The organism is Pseudoalteromonas sp. S16_S37, assembly GCF_014694405.1.
In the GTDB taxonomy this organism is placed as follows: domain Bacteria; phylum Pseudomonadota; class Gammaproteobacteria; order Enterobacterales; family Alteromonadaceae; genus Pseudoalteromonas.
Genome location: NZ_JAAUWV010000009.1, coordinates 45,749 through 62,153, shown reverse-complemented (window position 1 = coordinate 62,153; position 16,405 = coordinate 45,749). Strand labels below are relative to the sequence as shown.

16 protein-coding genes are annotated in these 16,405 nt (G+C 42.4%); 10 read left to right on the top strand and 6 right to left on the bottom strand.

Going from position 1 to position 16,405, the window contains the following annotated elements; translation table 11 throughout:
• Nucleotides 1–44 precede the first annotated feature (44 nt).
• The 3 genes from sbcD to HC733_RS06610 are packed head-to-tail and all read left to right on the top strand — an operon-like array spanning nt 45 to nt 5,583.
• A complete protein-coding gene (gene sbcD, locus HC733_RS06620; protein WP_190364266.1) occupies nt 45–1,256 on the top strand; it encodes an exonuclease subunit SbcD in 1,212 nt (403 codons plus the stop codon).
• Nucleotides 1,253–4,915 (top strand): AAA family ATPase, encoded by a 3,663-nt coding sequence (locus HC733_RS06615; RefSeq protein WP_190364265.1) that lies wholly within the window; start codon nt 1,253–1,255, stop codon nt 4,913–4,915. The genes sbcD and HC733_RS06615 overlap by 4 nt, the downstream gene beginning before the upstream one ends.
• Nucleotides 4,915–5,583, top strand: coding sequence for a class I SAM-dependent methyltransferase (locus HC733_RS06610; RefSeq protein WP_190364264.1), 669 nt, complete (start codon nt 4,915–4,917; stop codon nt 5,581–5,583). The genes HC733_RS06615 and HC733_RS06610 overlap by 1 nt, the downstream gene beginning before the upstream one ends.
• Here the strand turns inward: HC733_RS06610 and HC733_RS06605 are convergent.
• Genes HC733_RS06605 through HC733_RS06595 form a run of 3 tightly spaced genes read right to left on the bottom strand, consistent with a single transcriptional unit; the run spans nt 5,555 to nt 6,959 of the window.
• The gene (locus tag HC733_RS06605; RefSeq protein ID WP_190364263.1) at nt 5,555–5,938 is read right to left on the bottom strand and encodes a response regulator; all 384 of its coding nucleotides are present in this window, start codon (nt 5,936–5,938) and stop codon (nt 5,555–5,557) included. The genes HC733_RS06610 and HC733_RS06605 overlap by 29 nt on opposite strands.
• Nucleotides 5,939–5,982: 44 nt before the next feature.
• Nucleotides 5,983–6,510: a DUF6942 family protein gene (locus tag HC733_RS06600; protein ID WP_190364262.1), complete on the bottom strand. Its 528-nt coding sequence runs from the start codon at nt 6,508–6,510 to the stop codon at nt 5,983–5,985.
• A complete protein-coding gene (locus HC733_RS06595; protein WP_190364261.1) occupies nt 6,507–6,959 on the bottom strand; it encodes a YaiI/YqxD family protein in 453 nt (150 codons plus the stop codon). Before HC733_RS06595 ends, HC733_RS06600 begins: the two co-directional genes overlap by 4 nt.
• 103 nt (nt 6,960–7,062) lie before the next feature.
• Between HC733_RS06595 and HC733_RS06590 the strand changes: the two genes are divergently transcribed.
• The 4 genes from HC733_RS06590 (at nt 7,063) to HC733_RS06575 (ending at nt 12,806) form a co-directional block, all read left to right on the top strand.
• A complete protein-coding gene (locus HC733_RS06590; RefSeq protein ID WP_190364260.1) occupies nt 7,063–7,590 on the top strand; it encodes a lipocalin family protein in 528 nt (175 codons plus the stop codon).
• Nucleotides 7,591–7,771: 181 nt separating this feature from the next.
• Nucleotides 7,772–9,676: an alkaline phosphatase PhoX gene (locus HC733_RS06585; protein ID WP_190364259.1), complete on the top strand. Its 1,905-nt coding sequence runs from the start codon at nt 7,772–7,774 to the stop codon at nt 9,674–9,676.
• A 70-nt stretch (nt 9,677–9,746) separates the two neighbouring features.
• Nucleotides 9,747–11,390 carry a hypothetical protein gene (locus tag HC733_RS06580; RefSeq protein WP_190364258.1) on the top strand — a complete coding sequence of 548 codons (1,644 nt, stop codon included), beginning with the start codon at nt 9,747–9,749 and terminating at the stop codon, nt 11,388–11,390.
• Between the two features lie 846 nt (nt 11,391–12,236).
• Nucleotides 12,237–12,806 (top strand): uracil-DNA glycosylase family protein, encoded by a 570-nt coding sequence (locus tag HC733_RS06575; protein WP_190364257.1) that lies wholly within the window; start codon nt 12,237–12,239, stop codon nt 12,804–12,806.
• 8 nt (nt 12,807–12,814) lie between these two features.
• Here HC733_RS06575 and HC733_RS06570 read toward each other — a convergent pair whose 3' ends face one another.
• Entirely contained in the window at nt 12,815–13,300 is a 486-nt protein-coding gene (locus HC733_RS06570) for a GNAT family N-acetyltransferase (RefSeq protein ID WP_190364256.1), read from the bottom strand.
• Nucleotides 13,301–13,396: 96 nt separating this feature from the next.
• Here HC733_RS06570 and HC733_RS06565 point away from each other — a divergent pair, with 96 nt between their 5' ends.
• The 3 genes from HC733_RS06565 to HC733_RS06555 all read left to right on the top strand — a co-directional run bounded on the left by HC733_RS06565 (nt 13,397) and on the right by HC733_RS06555 (nt 15,459).
• Nucleotides 13,397–14,299 carry a LysR substrate-binding domain-containing protein gene (locus HC733_RS06565; RefSeq protein WP_190364255.1) on the top strand — a complete coding sequence of 301 codons (903 nt, stop codon included), beginning with the start codon at nt 13,397–13,399 and terminating at the stop codon, nt 14,297–14,299.
• Nucleotides 14,300–14,386: 87 nt separating this feature from the next.
• Entirely contained in the window at nt 14,387–14,899 is a 513-nt protein-coding gene (locus HC733_RS06560) for a chalcone isomerase family protein (protein ID WP_190364254.1), read from the top strand.
• Between the two features lie 11 nt (nt 14,900–14,910).
• The gene (locus tag HC733_RS06555) at nt 14,911–15,459 is read left to right on the top strand and encodes a DUF3833 family protein (RefSeq protein WP_190364253.1); all 549 of its coding nucleotides are present in this window, start codon (nt 14,911–14,913) and stop codon (nt 15,457–15,459) included.
• Nucleotides 15,460–15,500: 41 nt separating this feature from the next.
• On the opposite strand, the gene HC733_RS06550 is transcribed toward HC733_RS06555, so the two are convergent.
• Together HC733_RS06550 and HC733_RS06545 are read right to left on the bottom strand one after the other, a co-directional pair.
• Nucleotides 15,501–15,965: a GNAT family N-acetyltransferase gene (locus tag HC733_RS06550; protein ID WP_190364252.1), complete on the bottom strand. Its 465-nt coding sequence runs from the start codon at nt 15,963–15,965 to the stop codon at nt 15,501–15,503.
• Between the two features lie 204 nt (nt 15,966–16,169).
• The gene (locus HC733_RS06545) at nt 16,170–16,355 is read right to left on the bottom strand and encodes a hypothetical protein (protein ID WP_190364251.1); all 186 of its coding nucleotides are present in this window, start codon (nt 16,353–16,355) and stop codon (nt 16,170–16,172) included.
• Between the last annotated feature and the right edge of the window lie 50 nt (nt 16,356–16,405).

Genomic DNA, 16,405 nt, shown 5'->3' with positions numbered 1-16,405 from the left:
CTGACAATGATATATTAGCGTTTCTATCGTCAAGGAAACGCTGAATGAGAGTATTGCATTCCTCTGATTGGCATTTGGGCCAACAGTTTTATGAACATAGTCGTGCGCAAGAACAGCAAGTATTTTTGGAGTGGCTTGCCAACACGCTTAAAACACAAGCTATTGATTTACTTGTTGTTGCAGGCGACATTTACCATACTGCAACTCCGCCAGCCAGTGCTGAGCAACAGCTGTATTCTTTCATCAAGCATGCAAAACAACTTTGCCCTGACTTACATATAGTCCTTATTGCTGGCAATCATGACTCCGCTAATCGCATAGAAACCGCAAAGCCGCTTTTACAACTCTTTGATACCCACGTTGTTGGCCGTTTCGACAAAAATGCGCCAGAAAACGTTGTAAAGTCTATTGTAACAAAAAACGGAACAGCCCACGTTGTAGCAATGCCATTTTTGAGGGCTGCGGATATCACCATAACCTCAGATATTAGTTACCAGCAAGCCGTGTCTGAGGCATACCAGCAAGCACTTGAACACGCGCTACCACTAAGCGAACATGAGCCCCTTATTTTACTCGGCCATCTACACGCCAAAGGTGGCGACATTTCTAGTGATTCAGAAAGAAATATTTCCATCGGTGGCTTTGAGGCCATTAATGCCAATATTTTCAAACAGCATGCGGATTATGTTGCGCTTGGACATTTACATAAAGCGCAAACGGTCGCAAAAAGTGAGCACATTCGTTATAGCGGTACGCCATTGCCAATGTCATTTTCAGAAAGAAATTATCAGCATCAAGTGCTGATCGCTGAATTTTCAGGTAAGCAACTCAGTAGTGTAAAGCCCCTTTACGTTCCAAGGTACCAGCAGCTTATTTTATTGCCGGAGCAAGGCGGTGCCGATTTAACTACTTTATGCGAGCTTATCGATGCACTAGAGCTTGATACAGATGCGCCACCTAGTTATGTTCGTCTGCGCTTAAATAGCAGTGAAACAAGCAGCCAGTTTCGTTCAGCAATTGATGAAGCGATAAGTGATAAACCACTACTTTTTTGCGGTATTGAAAGGGTAAGCTCGGCTGTACAAACCAAAGATAGTTATTTTGAAGACCTTGGTAAAGTCGAACAACTCGATCCGATGACGCTACTTTCGTTAGCATTTGCCGAACAAGTGAGTGCCGATGATGAGCTTCCCGAACAAGTAAAAGAATGCTTAGCACAAGTCATTAATTCAATGGATGAAGAATCACACTCATGAAATTACTTAGTTTGTCGATCAAAAACCTCGCTTCGTTGACTCACGCAGAAGTAGACTTTGAAGCCCCTCCGCTTAGCCATAGTGGCTTATTTGCGATAACCGGTGATACGGGCGCGGGCAAGAGTACGTTGCTCGATGGTATCTGTTTGGCTTTATATGGCAAAACCGCGCGATTAAAAAATGACTTGAAGAACACGGTGGCATTTAATGGCGACGATATAAAACTTAATGATCCGCGTAATTTACTGCGCAGAGGATGTGCTCACGGGCAAGCCGAAGTAGTATTTGTTGGCCAAGATGGTGAGCGTTACATTGCACGTTGGAAGATAGAACGCGCTCGAAAAAAAACTGATGGCAAGTTAAAACGCCCTGAACATCAACTCATTCGTGTCAGTGACGAGTCAATTCTGACGCAATCAAGCAACACAACCGTTAGCAAAATCGAGCAGTTAATTGGTTTGAGCTTTGAACAATTTACTCGCGCCGTATTACTGGCCCAGCACGAATTTGCAGCATTTTTGAAAGCCAGCGCTGACGAACGAGCACAATTGCTTGAGTGCTTAACTGGCACCGACAAATTTAGCCGCTTAGGGCAAGCCATTTTTGAGCGTCATAAAGAGAAAAAAACTGAACTTGAACAAGTGCAGCAGAGCCTAACTCACTATCGCATACTATCGGATGATGAACTAGCCGCTTTGAACTTGCAAATAACGAACCTTGATAGTGAGCTTAAACAACTTAAGACGCAAAGTGATCAATATCAGCGGGATATTCAATGGCTGAATACCAGTGAGCAGCAACAACAAAAACTTCAACAATATCAACAGCAGTTACTTGAAATAGAGACACAACTAAGTGACCAAGCATCTGCGGTAAAACAAGCGCAACTCGCTCAACTCACACAACAAATTGCAGATAACCGACACCAAGAAAATACGCTAAAAGCGCAGCACAGTCAGCTCCATGCGCAACAGACTGAACTGGCAAAACAAGATTACGATCTACAACTTAGTAACCAACAAAGCCTCGTGTCATCTGCGCAGCAAGCGCAACAACAGGCCACTTTGCAGCTAAAAGAGCAAGAACCAAAGGTTAAGCAAATACGCAGCTTAGATAATCAGCGCAGCGTTACACAACAACAAATTTCTGATAACCAAAAACAACAGCTAATCATTCAGCAAGCCATTGATGAGTTGCAATCACAGCTTAACGCCGCAGCTGGCAAGCTCAATGACAACAAAACCGCGCAACAAGATATTAGGTTGCAGCTAGAGCAGGGCAGTAAGCTTGCAGGTGCCCATGAGCACTGGTCACACCTTGATAACATATTCGACAATCTCAACGACTATGCGCAGCGTATTGAGCAATACCAACGGCAACATATTGAACAACAAACACAGCATAGTGAGTTAATTCAAAAGATAGTACCGTTGCAAACACAGATCCAGCAGCAAAAGCAGTCCTTCGCAGCGCTTGAATTACGCCAACAAGAACTTGAGAAGCAACTTACGCCATTAGACTATGAGGCACTACAAAAACAGCATTATGATTTAAAGTCGGCCGTTAAATTGTCATTAGAAGCACAGAAGTGCGAGCATGAATTGCTGCAACTTAGTGCTGGTATTGACAAACACCGCCATCAGCAACAGACCCTCAAACTTCAGTTACAAGATACCGCCAAGCAAGTGGAGTTACACAAACAACGCGCACTGGTAACTCAGGAGAATCTGACACAAGTAAAGCTGCGTGCCAGTGACAGCATTAGCGCCTTGCGTGCGCAACTTAAAGAGGGTGAAGAATGCATGGTATGTGGTGCAACCGAGCACCCATATGGGGTTAAGCACATTGACAGTCATTGGCAAACTTTAATTGCCGACTTTTCAGCACAGCAGCAAAGCGCTATGCAAGCTCAGCAACAATCACAACAGCGCCACAATGAACAGATGGTTGCTCATGAACAAGTCAACGCGCAGCTTCAGGTCGCCTTGCAACGCCAAGCTCAGCTTAAAGAGCAACATGCTCAAATTGACTCACAATTACGTGCATTAGGCTACGATAATCCACCTAATGCAGACGCTGCGCAACAACAATTAAGCACTATTGAGCAAGATTTAAAACTTTATAGTGAGCTAAGTAGACAACAGCAAACACTGTGGTCGCAAATAAAGTCATCGCAGCAATCGCTTAGTAAATCTGAGCAGCAATATGCGCAGGCGCAGCAACAGCTGCAACATTTATCAAGCAATATTGAAACAAGCCAACAGCAGCAACGAGATATTCAGCAAAACATATTACAGCTCAAGCAAAAAGCACAACAGCTGTATCATGATGAAGCCTGGTGGTTGAACTTTGCACAAAGCCCGCAAGCTGCTGTTGATGCGTTACGTGATGATGTTGCGCAATACGATACTTGGCAAAAAACAGCGCAAGAGCTGGCACAAACGCAAAGCCAACTACAATCAACACTAGCCAATTGTGAGCACAATCTTGTTATGCAAAACAACCAGTTTGCTCAACAACAGGCTCAGCTTACACAGTTGCACAGTACCTTAGCTGATTTAGACCAGCAACGCAGTAAGCTACTTGCACTTGAAGTGGATGTAGATGAGTGGTTTACCTCACTACAACGCCAGCAAGAGCATGCCAACCAACAGTTCAATGAGGCCAAGCAAAAACTTGCTCAACTAGAGCATGAAAAACATCAGCAAGCTCTTAAACTCAGTCACTTACAAACACAGTTAAGCGAAAATGAAACGCTACAAAATAACGTTACTGAGCGCTTTGATAACTGGCTGCAGGTACAACAACTGCATCACCCTGAACTCACTGCTGAGCGAGTCAGTGAGTTGCTCTCAGTGCCGTTTGAGCAGTATAAACAAGTGCTAGATGCACACCTTTTGCTGCAACAACACCATGCACAAGCTCAAGCACGACACAGTCACCTGCTTGAAGAGATTGAACAGCATGAAGCGCTCTGTCGCATCAGCGCTTCAAAACAAGCGCTCGTTGAGTCACTAGATAAAGTGAATGCTCAAATTGAATTGACCCAATCACAATGGCTAGAGCTTAGCAGTCAATTAAAGCAGCATCAGCAAAACGTTGCTTCGCGAGCGCAACAACAAACGCAGCTCACTCAACTACAAGCGAAGTATGAACATTGGTATTTGCTAGACAAACTACTTGGCGATGCAACAGGTAAGAAGCTGCGTAACATTGCCCAAACCCAAACCCTGAAGATCTTGCTGCAATATGCTAATCAGCATTTGAGCAGTCTCTCAAAAAGGTATCGTCTGAGTGTAATAGGGCATTCGCTAAACATTGCCATAATAGATAAAGATATGGCTGATGAGCAACGTTCAGTAAACACGCTATCCGGTGGTGAATCATTTTTAGTGTCATTGGCACTTGCACTGGGGTTGGCGTCGCTATCGGCTAATAAAGTGCAGATCAGTTCGTTATTTATCGACGAAGGGTTTGGCACTCTTGACCCAGAAACTTTGAGTGTGGCGTTAGATGCACTAGACTCATTGCAAGCACAAGGGCGTAAGGTAGGAGTCATTTCACACGTCAGTGAAATGACCGAACGTGTTGCAACACAAATACATGTTAAAAAGCAGCCTGGCGGTTACTCAAGTATTCAGATAAAAGGACAGGGCTAATGCCAAGTTTTAAAGCGGATGAAGCAAACAATTATGATCAACGTATTACGCGTTTAGTGCCAGGATACGAGTTACTGCATGATTTAACAGCCGCGCAGCTAAAAACGCTACTCCCTGATGAAGCGAATATCTTGGTGGTAGGGGCTGGCACAGGCAAAGATATCATCGCACTTGCGCAACTTAATCCACATTGGCACTTTATAGCTCAAGACATTTCTGACGATATGCTTGCTATCGCAGATCAAAATTTTACTAACTTGGGTTTAAGCAGCCGGGTCACTATCGTGAACGCTCCATTGGCAAAGCCGAGCGGCGAACACATTGATGCCGCACTGTGCTTATTGGTGTTACATTTTTTACCCGATGATGGTGATAAACAAGATTTACTTAGCGCTATCCGAGCGCAACTACCACATCGAGCACCTTTATTTTTAGCGGATTTGATGGCCCCTGAAACCGAGTTTGAGCGAGAATCTCAACTACTGGCATGTCGACAATTGGGGTTGACAGAAATAGGGGAGCAGCGCATGCGTCACAACTTACAGCATGAGTTTTATCCTTTAGACAGAATGCGTTTGGCTGAATTGCTCACGCAAACAGGATTTGACACACCACACCACTATTTTAAAGCGCTAGGCTTTACTGGGGTTGTTTGTCGCGCCGACTAGCAACATACTGAAGCTGCTTTAATAAGGTATTGAGTGTAAAAGGCTTTACTATCATTCCGTCTATTTTGGCAGAAATCAAATTAAGTACGGTTTGCTTATTATCATCACACGTTACCACCACAATAGCCAAGTCAGTGAGCTTTAGCTCTTGCCTAATTTTATCAATAAGCTCCTTGCCATTCATTTTAGGCATATTTAAATCTGTTATGAGTAAATCATAGTGATGCGTTTTTAAGAGCTTAATGGCCTGACTGCCATCCGTTGCTTCTGTGATGTCTTCATACTCTAAACGACGCAGCATGTTAATCATTACATGGCGCATCAGTGGCATATCATCGACCACGAGTATTTTCATGCTTTTTGCATCCTTAGCGGCAATCGGTGTGAGTATTATTTAGGCTAGTTCAAGCTATGTAAGATGTCACATAGTTTGTTGATTTTTATATTACTTAACTGCCGATAATCCAAAAAAGGGCAAACCACTAAATTATGTGTTTTATCAACTGCAAATTCATCATCCAACCAAATTAGTGAGTTAGTAAAAATGTGATCTCGGAATAGCTTTTTGGCATAGGTGCGCCCAGCAATAACATGATATCGGTACTGTGAGTCATGCAAGTTCGGCACACTGAACAACAAGGCTTCTTGGCTATGGCTTTGCAATAGGCATTGCTGGCGATAATCTTGCCAACTTTTATAGTTAGTAAAATTGTGATCTGTATGGCCTAGTTGTCCGAGTATTTTGGCATAGACATTAAATATTTTCCGCCAGCCATTGCCAGAAGCACTAGTTATCATTTCGATTTCACCAAGCCTAAGCGCTTGAACTGACTCCAATTCCTTGTATTCCTGCATAGGCGGGGCATGTTCAATATAAATTGCTATAAGACCACTTACTTGGCCAAATCCGCGAGTTAGTATTTTCATGACCTGGCTTTTGTCAGCAAGCGGTCTAGCGCGTTACCAAAGGCTTGTTTATCGGCATTTGAAAGCTTTGGAGGCCCGCCGCTCATTTCCACACCACTGCTACGCATGGTATCCATAAAATCGCGCATATTTAAAATCGACTTAATATTGTGAATGGTATATTCCTCACCTCTTGGATTAATCGCAAGAGCGCCCAATTCAATGACTTCTGCAGCAAGAGGAATATCAGCTGTGATAACAATATCACCCGATTGAACACGCTTTACTATTTCGTTATCGGCGATATCAAACCCTTTACTCACTTGTAGAAGGTTCACATATTGCGTGGCAGGTACTCGCATCGCATGATTTGCCACTAACGTTGTCACAGTTTGCGTGCGTTGCGCCGCTCTGAATATAATTTCTTTAATTACCGCAGGACAAGCATCGGCATCAACCCAAATTTTCATGGTATTCTTTCGTCTTGTTTATTACTTGGTATAAAGTTGATCTTAACGGTTCTTATCCTCGTAACCTACTATTATTTAGATAAAACCATTTTTAAGCTGACCGATGAAACAACTCATTGCATCTTTAGGCCTAGTCACTTTGCTTGGTGCTTGCACTGGCCTGCCTGAAAACATACAACCCGTTAGTAATTTCAATATACAAAAGTACCAAGGTAAATGGTATGAAATTGCCCGCCTCGACCACAGCTTTGAGCAGAACCTAAGTAACGTGACCGCCACTTATGCTATTAATAACGATGGCTCAGTCGAAGTCATTAATAAAGGTTATCACACACAAGACAAAGAATGGCAACAAGCCGATGGCATCGCAAAATTTGTCAACGGCGATGATATTGGCCATTTAAAAGTGTCGTTTTTTGGGCCGTTTTATGGCTCTTATGTTGTATTCGGATTAGATCAAAACGCATATCAGTATGCATATGTCACCAGTTATAACAAAGAGTATCTATGGCTATTGGCCAGAACGCCAAAAGTAAGCCAATCCGTCATAGACGATTTTGTGCAAACTGCACAACAATATGATTTTGCAATAGAGCAACTTATCTACGTTCAACATAATGATATTGAATAGGATCATCATTTGTAAGTGTAAACCCCCTTTACAGTTTAATGACACCCTTCCGTTGGGAAGCCCACAAACAGTCTTATAACTGTATGAAAACTTTAACATTACTGTCAGGCACCTGTAACAGCGACAACCCAAGCTATTGCCTCCTTAACAATAATTAGCAATTGTAAACTGGAGTAACAATATGAAGCGTTTAGCCTTTTCTTTGATCGCAGGTGCCGTCACACTCGCGCTCACAGCATGTAATGGTGATGATGGAGCACAAGGTCCAAAAGGTGCTCAAGGCGAACAAGGTCCTGCTGGTCAAAACGGTGTAGATGGAACAAATGGCTCTAATGGTCAGAATGGTTCTAACGGTCAAGATGGCGCTAATGGTCAAGACGGCGTTGATGGTAAAGATGGCAGAAACGGCAGTGCAGGCTTATCTGGTCTAGTGCGTATCGCAACAGTGCCAAAAGGCGCTGAAGTGACTGGTCTGTACCTTACTGACAAAGGCGACTTGTTTTTCAATGTTCAACACCCTGCAGATAGCAATACAGTTGCAGCAAATGGCAAAACGTTTAACAAAGGCACCGTTGGTGTGTTAACTGGTGTTGACTTTAACAACCTTCCTAGCAATATTGTTAGCTCTCCAGTACCTGCGACAGAACAAGAACAACAAATAGTTATCTCAGCAATTGGCCAATACCAAGTACTAGGGCAAACAGGCGATGTATTCTCTGAGCTTGGCGCTAAAGGTGTTTCCGGTGGGCTTGGTGTACATTACGGCATCAATACTAAACAAGAAATCATCAAAAACGACAACCCTGACTTTAACGGCTTTGTTGCAACTTCTGACAATGAAGGTTATTTATTTACCAACTGGGAATCGTATCCAGGTGGTATGAGCCGCTTGAAAATGAGCAAAGATACCAAAGGCAAATGGTCAGTAACCGAAGCCATGATGGTTAATTTCGACGGGGTACAAGGCACAGCCGCTAACTGTTTTGGTTCAGTTTCACCATGGGGCACACCGCTCACATCTGAAGAATGGATCGTAAACTCAAAAGTAGATACAACAACCGATGCAAGCTGGAATGATCCAAAAGATACCAGCACTGATGGTATCGAAGCGCTAGTAGCACCAGATTTCCCTAACCCTTACCGCTACGGCTACATTGCAGAAGTACAAAACCCAACCAGCGCAACTCCTGATGTTGTTAAACATTTCACAATTGGCCGCTATGAGCATGAAAACTCTGTGGTTATGCCTGATCGTCGCACAGTTTACTCATCTCAAGATGACACCGGTGGTGTACTTTTCAAATTTGTGGCAGATCAGCCTGAAGATTTAAGCTCAGGTACGCTTTATGGTGCCAAACTTAAGCAAGATGCAGGGTTAAATGACCCGGCTGTAACCGGTTTTGATATTGAGTGGATAAAGCTTGCAAGTGGCAGCAACGCTAACATCGAAACTTGGGTTGCTCAATACGATAACATCACAACCGCAGATTATGTTGAAGGCAAAACCAGCTACATATCTATGGCCGATGTACAAGCATGGGCTGACGGAAAGGCGACTTACCCAACTGAAGCAGAGGGCGGAAGCCCAGTGACAGCAGGCAAGCCAATGGATGACCGCGTTGCATTTTTAGAGTCTCGTCAAGCAGCGCGCTTAAAAGGCGCTACTGCAGAATGGCGTAAGCTTGAAGGTATCAGCATCAACCATGACCGTGTACTTGAAGCTGTTACAGGCCAAGATTTAATCGCAGGTGAAGTGGTCAACAAAGCTTATATGTACATTGGTATTTCCGACCTTGATAACACCATGATTGATGACAAAGGCGATATTCAGCTTTCAGCCCGCGTTAAAGACTGTGGTGGTGTATACCGCGCTGCTATCGATAACAACTACAACTTAACACGTATTGAGCCTGTTGTTATGGGTGCCACTTATCGTTCAAGCCTAACCGGTGCTGAGCGCTGTGACGTAAACCAACTTTCTCAGCCTGATAACGTTATCGTTATGCGTGACGGCCGTATCATCATTGGTGAAGACGGTTTCCAAGAAAACAACACGCTATGGCTATACGATCCAAAGTCTAAATAACAACAACACTCCAAAGCGGCACTCGATACGAGCTGCCGTTTTTTTTGCCCAAAATATGGAAGTCATAAAAATGAAATACCCTACTTTTGTCGCCTTATTTGCACTTTGCTTGCTCGCTGGGTGTGATAAACCATCACAACACCTTGCTGCTCAACTACAAAGCCCTGTGACGGATGCTCCTTATCGTGTAGGTGAAGAAATTCCAGCTGTAGCCTACTTACAACATGATGAAACTTACAATGCAGAGTCAGTTATTCCACCACAGTGCTATACCAAAACGGATGGCGTGAATAACCCATGTTATGCCTGCCACCAAACCGACAAAAGTGACGCTAATAAACCAAATCAAATGTTCGATGGACATTTACAAGGCAGCTACGATTTTTCGGACCTCGGCACCAAAAATCACTGGAAAAACTTGTTCATTGACAGAACTGAGCTGGTCAAGAGTATTTCTGATGAGCAAATTTTAAACTGGATAAATCAAGACAATTACAGCGAGTTTATCGCCAAGCAACAAAAAAATGATGATTGGCAAGGTGAGATCACGCCTATTCAAAACCTAGCTTACCCAGAAAGAGCATTTGATGACTTAGGTTTTGCCAATGACGGCAGCGGCTGGGTGGCATTTAACTATAAACCCTTCCCTAGCACATTTTGGCCGACAAACGGCTCTACAGGGGATGTGATGATTCGCTTACCAGACGCTTTCAGAACCAACCAAGGCGTTTATAACCAAGATGTTTACCTTGCAAACTTAAGTTTGGTTGAAATCGCTCTAAAAGGCTTAGAGGGCGTTTCTACTCCCGTAATCGACGAGCAACGTATTGGCCACGACCTTAACAATGATGGTCAACTTAGTAAAATTTCGTACTTGAATAAACAGAGCCACTACGTAGGCGATGCCGATGAACAGCTTGCATATCAGTTGTACCCTGAGGGCACAGAATTTTTGCATACCGTTCGATATATAGGGGTTGATAAAGAAGGTCAGATCTACAATGCACCTAGAATGAAAGAAGTGCGTTATATGAAAAAGCATCGCTTCAAATCTAAAGCAGCGTTAGCCGCTTCTTACTATCGTGAAGCCAAAGAAAAGTCCTTCGAGCAACTTCCACAAACCCTTTATCTCGGTGATAGTGGCGTAAACAATACTTTTGGCTGGATCATTAACGGTTACATCGAAGATAAGCAAGGTCAATTGCGACCACAGCACAAGCAGGAACTGGCATTTTGTAACGGCTGCCATAAAACAGTTGGCTCAACCTACGACCAAACTTTTTCATTTGCTCGTAAAGTAACGGGTGAGAAAGGGTGGGGCTACATAAACCTAAAGTCGATGAAAGATGCGCCAAATAAGGGTGAGCAACAAGGTGAGTTTTTAACTTATATGGAGCGCGTTGGTGGTGGTGATGAGTTTCGTCAAAACCAAGAGATGCTAAAGCGTTGGTTTAAAAAGGACGGCCATGTTGATAAACAAAAAGTAACCCAAGCTAGCAGTTTGTATGAACTGATAACACCTTCGCCAGAACGCGCTTTGGCGCTAAACAAAGCCTACTTAACTATCGTCAAAGAACAAAGTTACATCTTTGGACGAGATGCAACCCTTGTCAAAGCACAAAATGTTTTGCAGCAAATTGATGAGTCGCAACAACCACTACAACCAGAGCACCGCTATGTGTGGGACATGCAGCTGGACTGGTCAAAGTTATAAGTTGATATAAAGCTGATCTCATAAGAGATCAGCTTTTTACTAACTAACCAGTGCTTTGCTTAAACAAATTTAACTCCTATGATGACTGTACAGCTGAAGAGTTGTTAAAGATCAGATTTTAACTAAGTCAGAAAAAGCAAAATTCACGGGGTTCAATGATAGTAAATTAATAGGGCCTTTTGCTTCATAACGCGCTCATAAACCTCAAATTTTCACTAACTAAAATAAAGAAATAAGCTTTATTTATCAAGTGCTTGAAAATATAAAACATAACTTTATATATAACAACTGATCGCAGATCACGTTTTTACTAACTCTGTCATAAATATGGCTCCAACCCCCCTGCTAGGTTATAGGTAAGCGCGTTTAAAACATCACAGAGATCAGTTTTTTACTAACTTGAATACCTCTTTTATACATGATTGTGTACATCAAACCTTATTCAGATCACGTTTTTACTAACGAAAACTCATTGTTTTATATAGAGATCGCATTTTTACCAACTAAAGAGCAAGACCAGATCAGATTTTTACTAACTCAACCTTGCTAGATCAAGTTTTTACCAACTCGAATTAAAATAATGTCAACTTGGATCACTAATTTACTAACTTATGTTGGTAAAATGATGATCCTTACCTAGCTCAGATATGTCTCAACAGGCAGATATGAATCTCAGTACCTATCAAATCACTTGAACTATGTAATGAGTGAGTAAAAGAGTGATCTGTGCACACGTAATTTTTGGCTAGAGTAAGTCAGTTAGTAATTTTTCGGTTTATATAACAGCTCGCTAAATTTCACTACAAGATTATGTTAATCTTAGCTTTTTACTCTTTGGATTATCAAATGCAGCTTCTTGAGCAAATCAGGGCATGTACACTATGTGAGCAATCGCTTCCTCTTGGCCCCAACCCTGTACTACAAGTAAGTAAAAGCTCAAAAATATTGATTGCAGGACAAGCCCCCAGTTTAAGTGTCCATAAAACCAATCGTTTATTTAATGACGCCAGTGGACAACGCTTAAGAATTTGGCTGAATGTTGATAAAGAGCAGTTTTATAACGCTGACAACTTTGCGATCATTCCGATGGCCTTTTGTTATCCAGGAAGAGGGCAGTCTGGAGATTTGCCACCGCTAGCTACATGCGCTAAAACATGGCATCACAACTTACTTAGCCAACTGAATAATATAAAGTTTAAGATTATCATTGGCCAACACGCTCAGCGCTTTCACTTAGACAAAGATAAATCATTAACGGAGCAAGTTAACAACTGGAACACGTTACTACCCACACAAATAGTGTTGCCACATCCAAGCCCAAGAAATCAAATGTGGGTAAAGCGTCACCCATGGTTTGAAAGTGACGTGCTCCCAGCTCTTAGAGCACGTGTCAAAGAAGTTTTAGAGCCGCAGTGATGAGTTAATTACTTTCCTTGCTGCGCAAATGAGCGCAACTCATCTCCACTTAGGCGATAAATGATCCATTCACCTTGCGGTTTTGCGCCAATACTGTCGTAAAAATCAATGGCAGGTTTGTTCCAATCAAGTACAACCCATTCAAAGCGACCGCAATCCTTTTCCAAAGCTAGTTGTGCCAAATACTGCATGATGGCCTTTCCCGCACCATTACCACGTTTATCTTGCGATACATATAAGTCTTCTAGGTATAAACCGTGCTTACCGAGCCAAGTGGAATAATTAAAAAAGTACACTGCAAAACCTATCGCTTCACCTTCTTGCTCGCAAATAAGCGCATGGGCAGTGGGGTGCTCACAAAATAGCTTCTTTTCAATTTCTGATACCGTATTAAAAACAGCATCGGGCTCTTTTTCATAAACGGCGAGATCATTAATAAACGCCAATATAGTAGGGGCATCGCTTTTTTTTGCAGGACGAATTTGAATACTCATCTGGATCCTTATTTAACCTTAAAACGCTAGTGTATGCTAAAGTGGCACATGAATTAAGTGCATATATTACAACCTCAATATGCAAGGAAATCATAAGTGTTACCAAATATCGATCTCAATTTACTGAAGCTATTTGCATCACTGTACCAAACCGCCTCAGTCAGCAAAACAGCCCAAGAGTTAAACCTTAGTCAGTCAGCATGCAGTCATGCCCTCACTAGGCTTCGACAGCGCCTTGCTGATGAGTTATTTATTCGCATAGATAACGAAATGGTTCCCACGATGTTTGCGCAACAGATAGCACAAAGCGTTTTACCAGCTATGCAACAACTCAGCGTTGGATTAAAACCGTTCGAACCGTTTAACAGTGCGCAAAAAGCCAGCTTTACTATTGCTACGACAGATTACACGGCTTGGTGTCTAAGGCCACTTGTACATAAATTCAATGCTCACTACCCACATATTAGCTTGCAGCTGGTCTCTTTAGAGCAACGTATCCCTCAAGAAGCTTTGCGGGACGGTAGACTTGACTTTGCGTGTGGTTTTACACATGAGCAAGAAAAAAGTGAGAGCATATTAGAGTATTCATGGTTTGAAGACAGGTATGTAACCGCTATTTCAGAGCATCACCCACTTGCACAACAAACATCGTTAAGCCTAAGTGATTTTTTAGCTCATAGCCATATTCTAATTGCGCCTTGGAATGAGAATAAAGGTATCGTCGATACCATGTTAGCAAAAATTAAAAAATCAAGAAAAGTGGCTATCACTTTGCCGCATGTTCTTATTGCGCCTTATTATCTGCAACACTCACATCATTTATTGACGCTACCCGAAGCGTATGCAGTACAAGTCACCAAACCTCTTGGATTAGTCTTACTTGAGCCTCCATTGGACATTCCTAATTACAAGATAAAGTTGTACTTCCATAAAACTAGGCAAAACGATCCAAAGCTGACTTGGTTCATCGAGCAATTTAGTCAATTTTCCAAACTGTAATGGCCCTTGACAAAAACACCATTCCCCCAGATCCATACGTAGTTTACTTACGTATTGCAAAGGTAGTGATGAACTCGTGGATTTGTTATGAAACTCGTGACATTTTTATCTTGGCTACTATTAACTGGCTTTCCTGTGCAGGCTTCTATTGCGCAAAAATTACTGCCAACATCCAAGCCCGTTGGCACCTCTCCAACGTTGACGTATTTGTTTTGGGATGTTTATCAAGCAACACTCTATGCCCCTCAAGGTCGATTTAGCGCAAATGAGCCTTTTATCCTAAAACTTCATTATTTACGGGACCTCAAAGGAAAAGACATTGCACAACGCTCCGTTGAAGAAATAAAAAACCAAGGATTCGACGACAAACTAAAGCTGACTAAATGGCAATCACAAATGCAGTCCATTTTTCCAGATGTTAGTAACGGCACACAATTATACGGCAAACGTACCATCGAAGGCACAAGCCGTTTTTATCAAGGTGATAAGTTAATCGGTGAGATTGACGACCCACAGTTTACTCAGCATTTCTTCGCTATTTGGCTTGGCGAAAACACCTCAGAGCCAGACATGCGAAAGGCATTGCTCAACATCAAATAGGGGATATCAAAGTGCGCAAAACCATCATTGTAATAACAGCGGCCGTCGTACTTGGAGGCTGTGGAACAAATATCAACCCACAGAAATATAATAGTATTTCTCCAAGCTTTGACCCTTACCATTTTTTTAACGGTCCCGTAAAAGCATGGGGAATAGTACAAAATCGTTCTGGAGACCTTGTACAACGTTTCACCGTGGATATCAAAGGGTCCATTGATATCGATAATATTTTAGTGCTAGACGAGACATTTCACTATGAAGTAGGAGAGGGCGTTACGCACAGAGTATGGAAAATATCGGCAAAAAACGAAACAGATATGTTACAAGGCCGCGCCGATGACATACTCGGCTTAGCGCAAGGGCAACTCTACGGTAATGCCATGCGATGGCAATACAGCATGGATTTGCCTGTGGATGATACCAGCTACCAAGTTGCCTTTGATGACTGGATATGGTCATTCAACGATAACACTATTGTGAATCGTTCCTACATTAAAAAGTTCGGTATTACGATGGCTGAGGTGACGATATTTATGCAAAAGCTACCCACTGCATATTAACGACACCTTTAGATTAATTTATGGGAGCCCCTGAGCATCAATTACTGCTCGTTCAAAGACAACTCCATAAACACACTCAACGGGTTGTCTCTATAAAAACCGAAACATTCGCAGCGTTTAAAGCCTAAGTTTTCGTATAAATGAATGGCTTCCGTTTGTTTGCTACCTGTCTCTAGACGGATCAAGGGAATTTGCGCTTCTCCGGCATAGTGAAGCAATATCTGCATGATACGTCTTGAAAGGCCTTTACCACGATAGCTTGGGCGAACATACAAACGCTTTATTTCACCATATAAGGATTTATCAAACTGCTTTACAATCGCTCCACACGCCACAATGCCATCTTCATTTTTCAATCCGATAGCATGTACATTTGGCTGTCGTAACTCCTCAAGACTAAGAGACTGAGCACTCGCGATTGGGTACAAAGTACCCATTAGACGGTCGATTTCAGAAAATACTTCGATAACACTTGGGTCTTCAGGGTTTAAATCGACTAATTGCATAAATAATTCTCGGTAGTTTTGCGTATTTTTTTGCGAAAATACAAACTATACCGAGTTAGGATAAATGAACAAGCTTATTTATCCCATATTCAATAAAATTTGACTCGTTTTGATTAAATAGTGTGGTAGATAACTATTCCAGCTAGCTGTTTTAGATCCCATATTGGATCACGACGAAAGCACCTAAAAAGTCACAAAGGCGCTCTAAGACATGTCCTCACAAGGAGTTTGTGTACATTGCGTTTCTTGAGCTACGGCCTGATCTGCATGATCAGCTTGGCTGGGAAAAGTAAACAAAGTTAATGCTAATAGGAGTAGTGTAATTGCAAACGTTATCGGCAGAGTTAACTGCTGCTCAGAATCCACATTATAGGTACGAAATAAAGACATGATGCGCTCCTAAATAAAAACAAGCTAACAATAAGCACCACATCCTTGAA

Bases quoted from the DNA above. Each gene is read 5' to 3' on its own strand.
- HC733_RS06550 (WP_190364252.1), bottom strand. From the start codon at position 15,965: ATGCAATTAGTCGATTTAAACCCTGAAGACCCAAGTGTTATCGAAGTA.
- HC733_RS06560 (WP_190364254.1), top strand. From the start codon at position 14,387: ATGAAACTCGTGACATTTTTATCTTGGCTACTATTAACTGGCTTTCCT.
- HC733_RS06610 (WP_190364264.1), top strand. From the start codon at position 4,915: ATGCCAAGTTTTAAAGCGGATGAAGCAAACAATTATGATCAACGTATT.
- HC733_RS06600 (WP_190364262.1), bottom strand. From the start codon at position 6,510: ATGAAAATACTAACTCGCGGATTTGGCCAAGTAAGTGGTCTTATAGCA.
- HC733_RS06570 (WP_190364256.1), bottom strand. From the start codon at position 13,300: ATGAGTATTCAAATTCGTCCTGCAAAAAAAAGCGATGCCCCTACTATA.
- HC733_RS06595 (WP_190364261.1), bottom strand. From the start codon at position 6,959: ATGAAAATTTGGGTTGATGCCGATGCTTGTCCTGCGGTAATTAAAGAA.
- HC733_RS06615 (WP_190364265.1), top strand. From the start codon at position 1,253: ATGAAATTACTTAGTTTGTCGATCAAAAACCTCGCTTCGTTGACTCAC.
- HC733_RS06605 (WP_190364263.1), bottom strand. From the start codon at position 5,938: ATGAAAATACTCGTGGTCGATGATATGCCACTGATGCGCCATGTAATG.
- HC733_RS06580 (WP_190364258.1), top strand. From the start codon at position 9,747: ATGAAATACCCTACTTTTGTCGCCTTATTTGCACTTTGCTTGCTCGCT.
- sbcD (WP_190364266.1), top strand. From the start codon at position 45: ATGAGAGTATTGCATTCCTCTGATTGGCATTTGGGCCAACAGTTTTAT.
- HC733_RS06575 (WP_190364257.1), top strand. From the start codon at position 12,237: ATGCAGCTTCTTGAGCAAATCAGGGCATGTACACTATGTGAGCAATCG.
- HC733_RS06545 (WP_190364251.1), bottom strand. From the start codon at position 16,355: ATGTCTTTATTTCGTACCTATAATGTGGATTCTGAGCAGCAGTTAACT.
- HC733_RS06585 (WP_190364259.1), top strand. From the start codon at position 7,772: ATGAAGCGTTTAGCCTTTTCTTTGATCGCAGGTGCCGTCACACTCGCG.
- HC733_RS06590 (WP_190364260.1), top strand. From the start codon at position 7,063: ATGAAACAACTCATTGCATCTTTAGGCCTAGTCACTTTGCTTGGTGCT.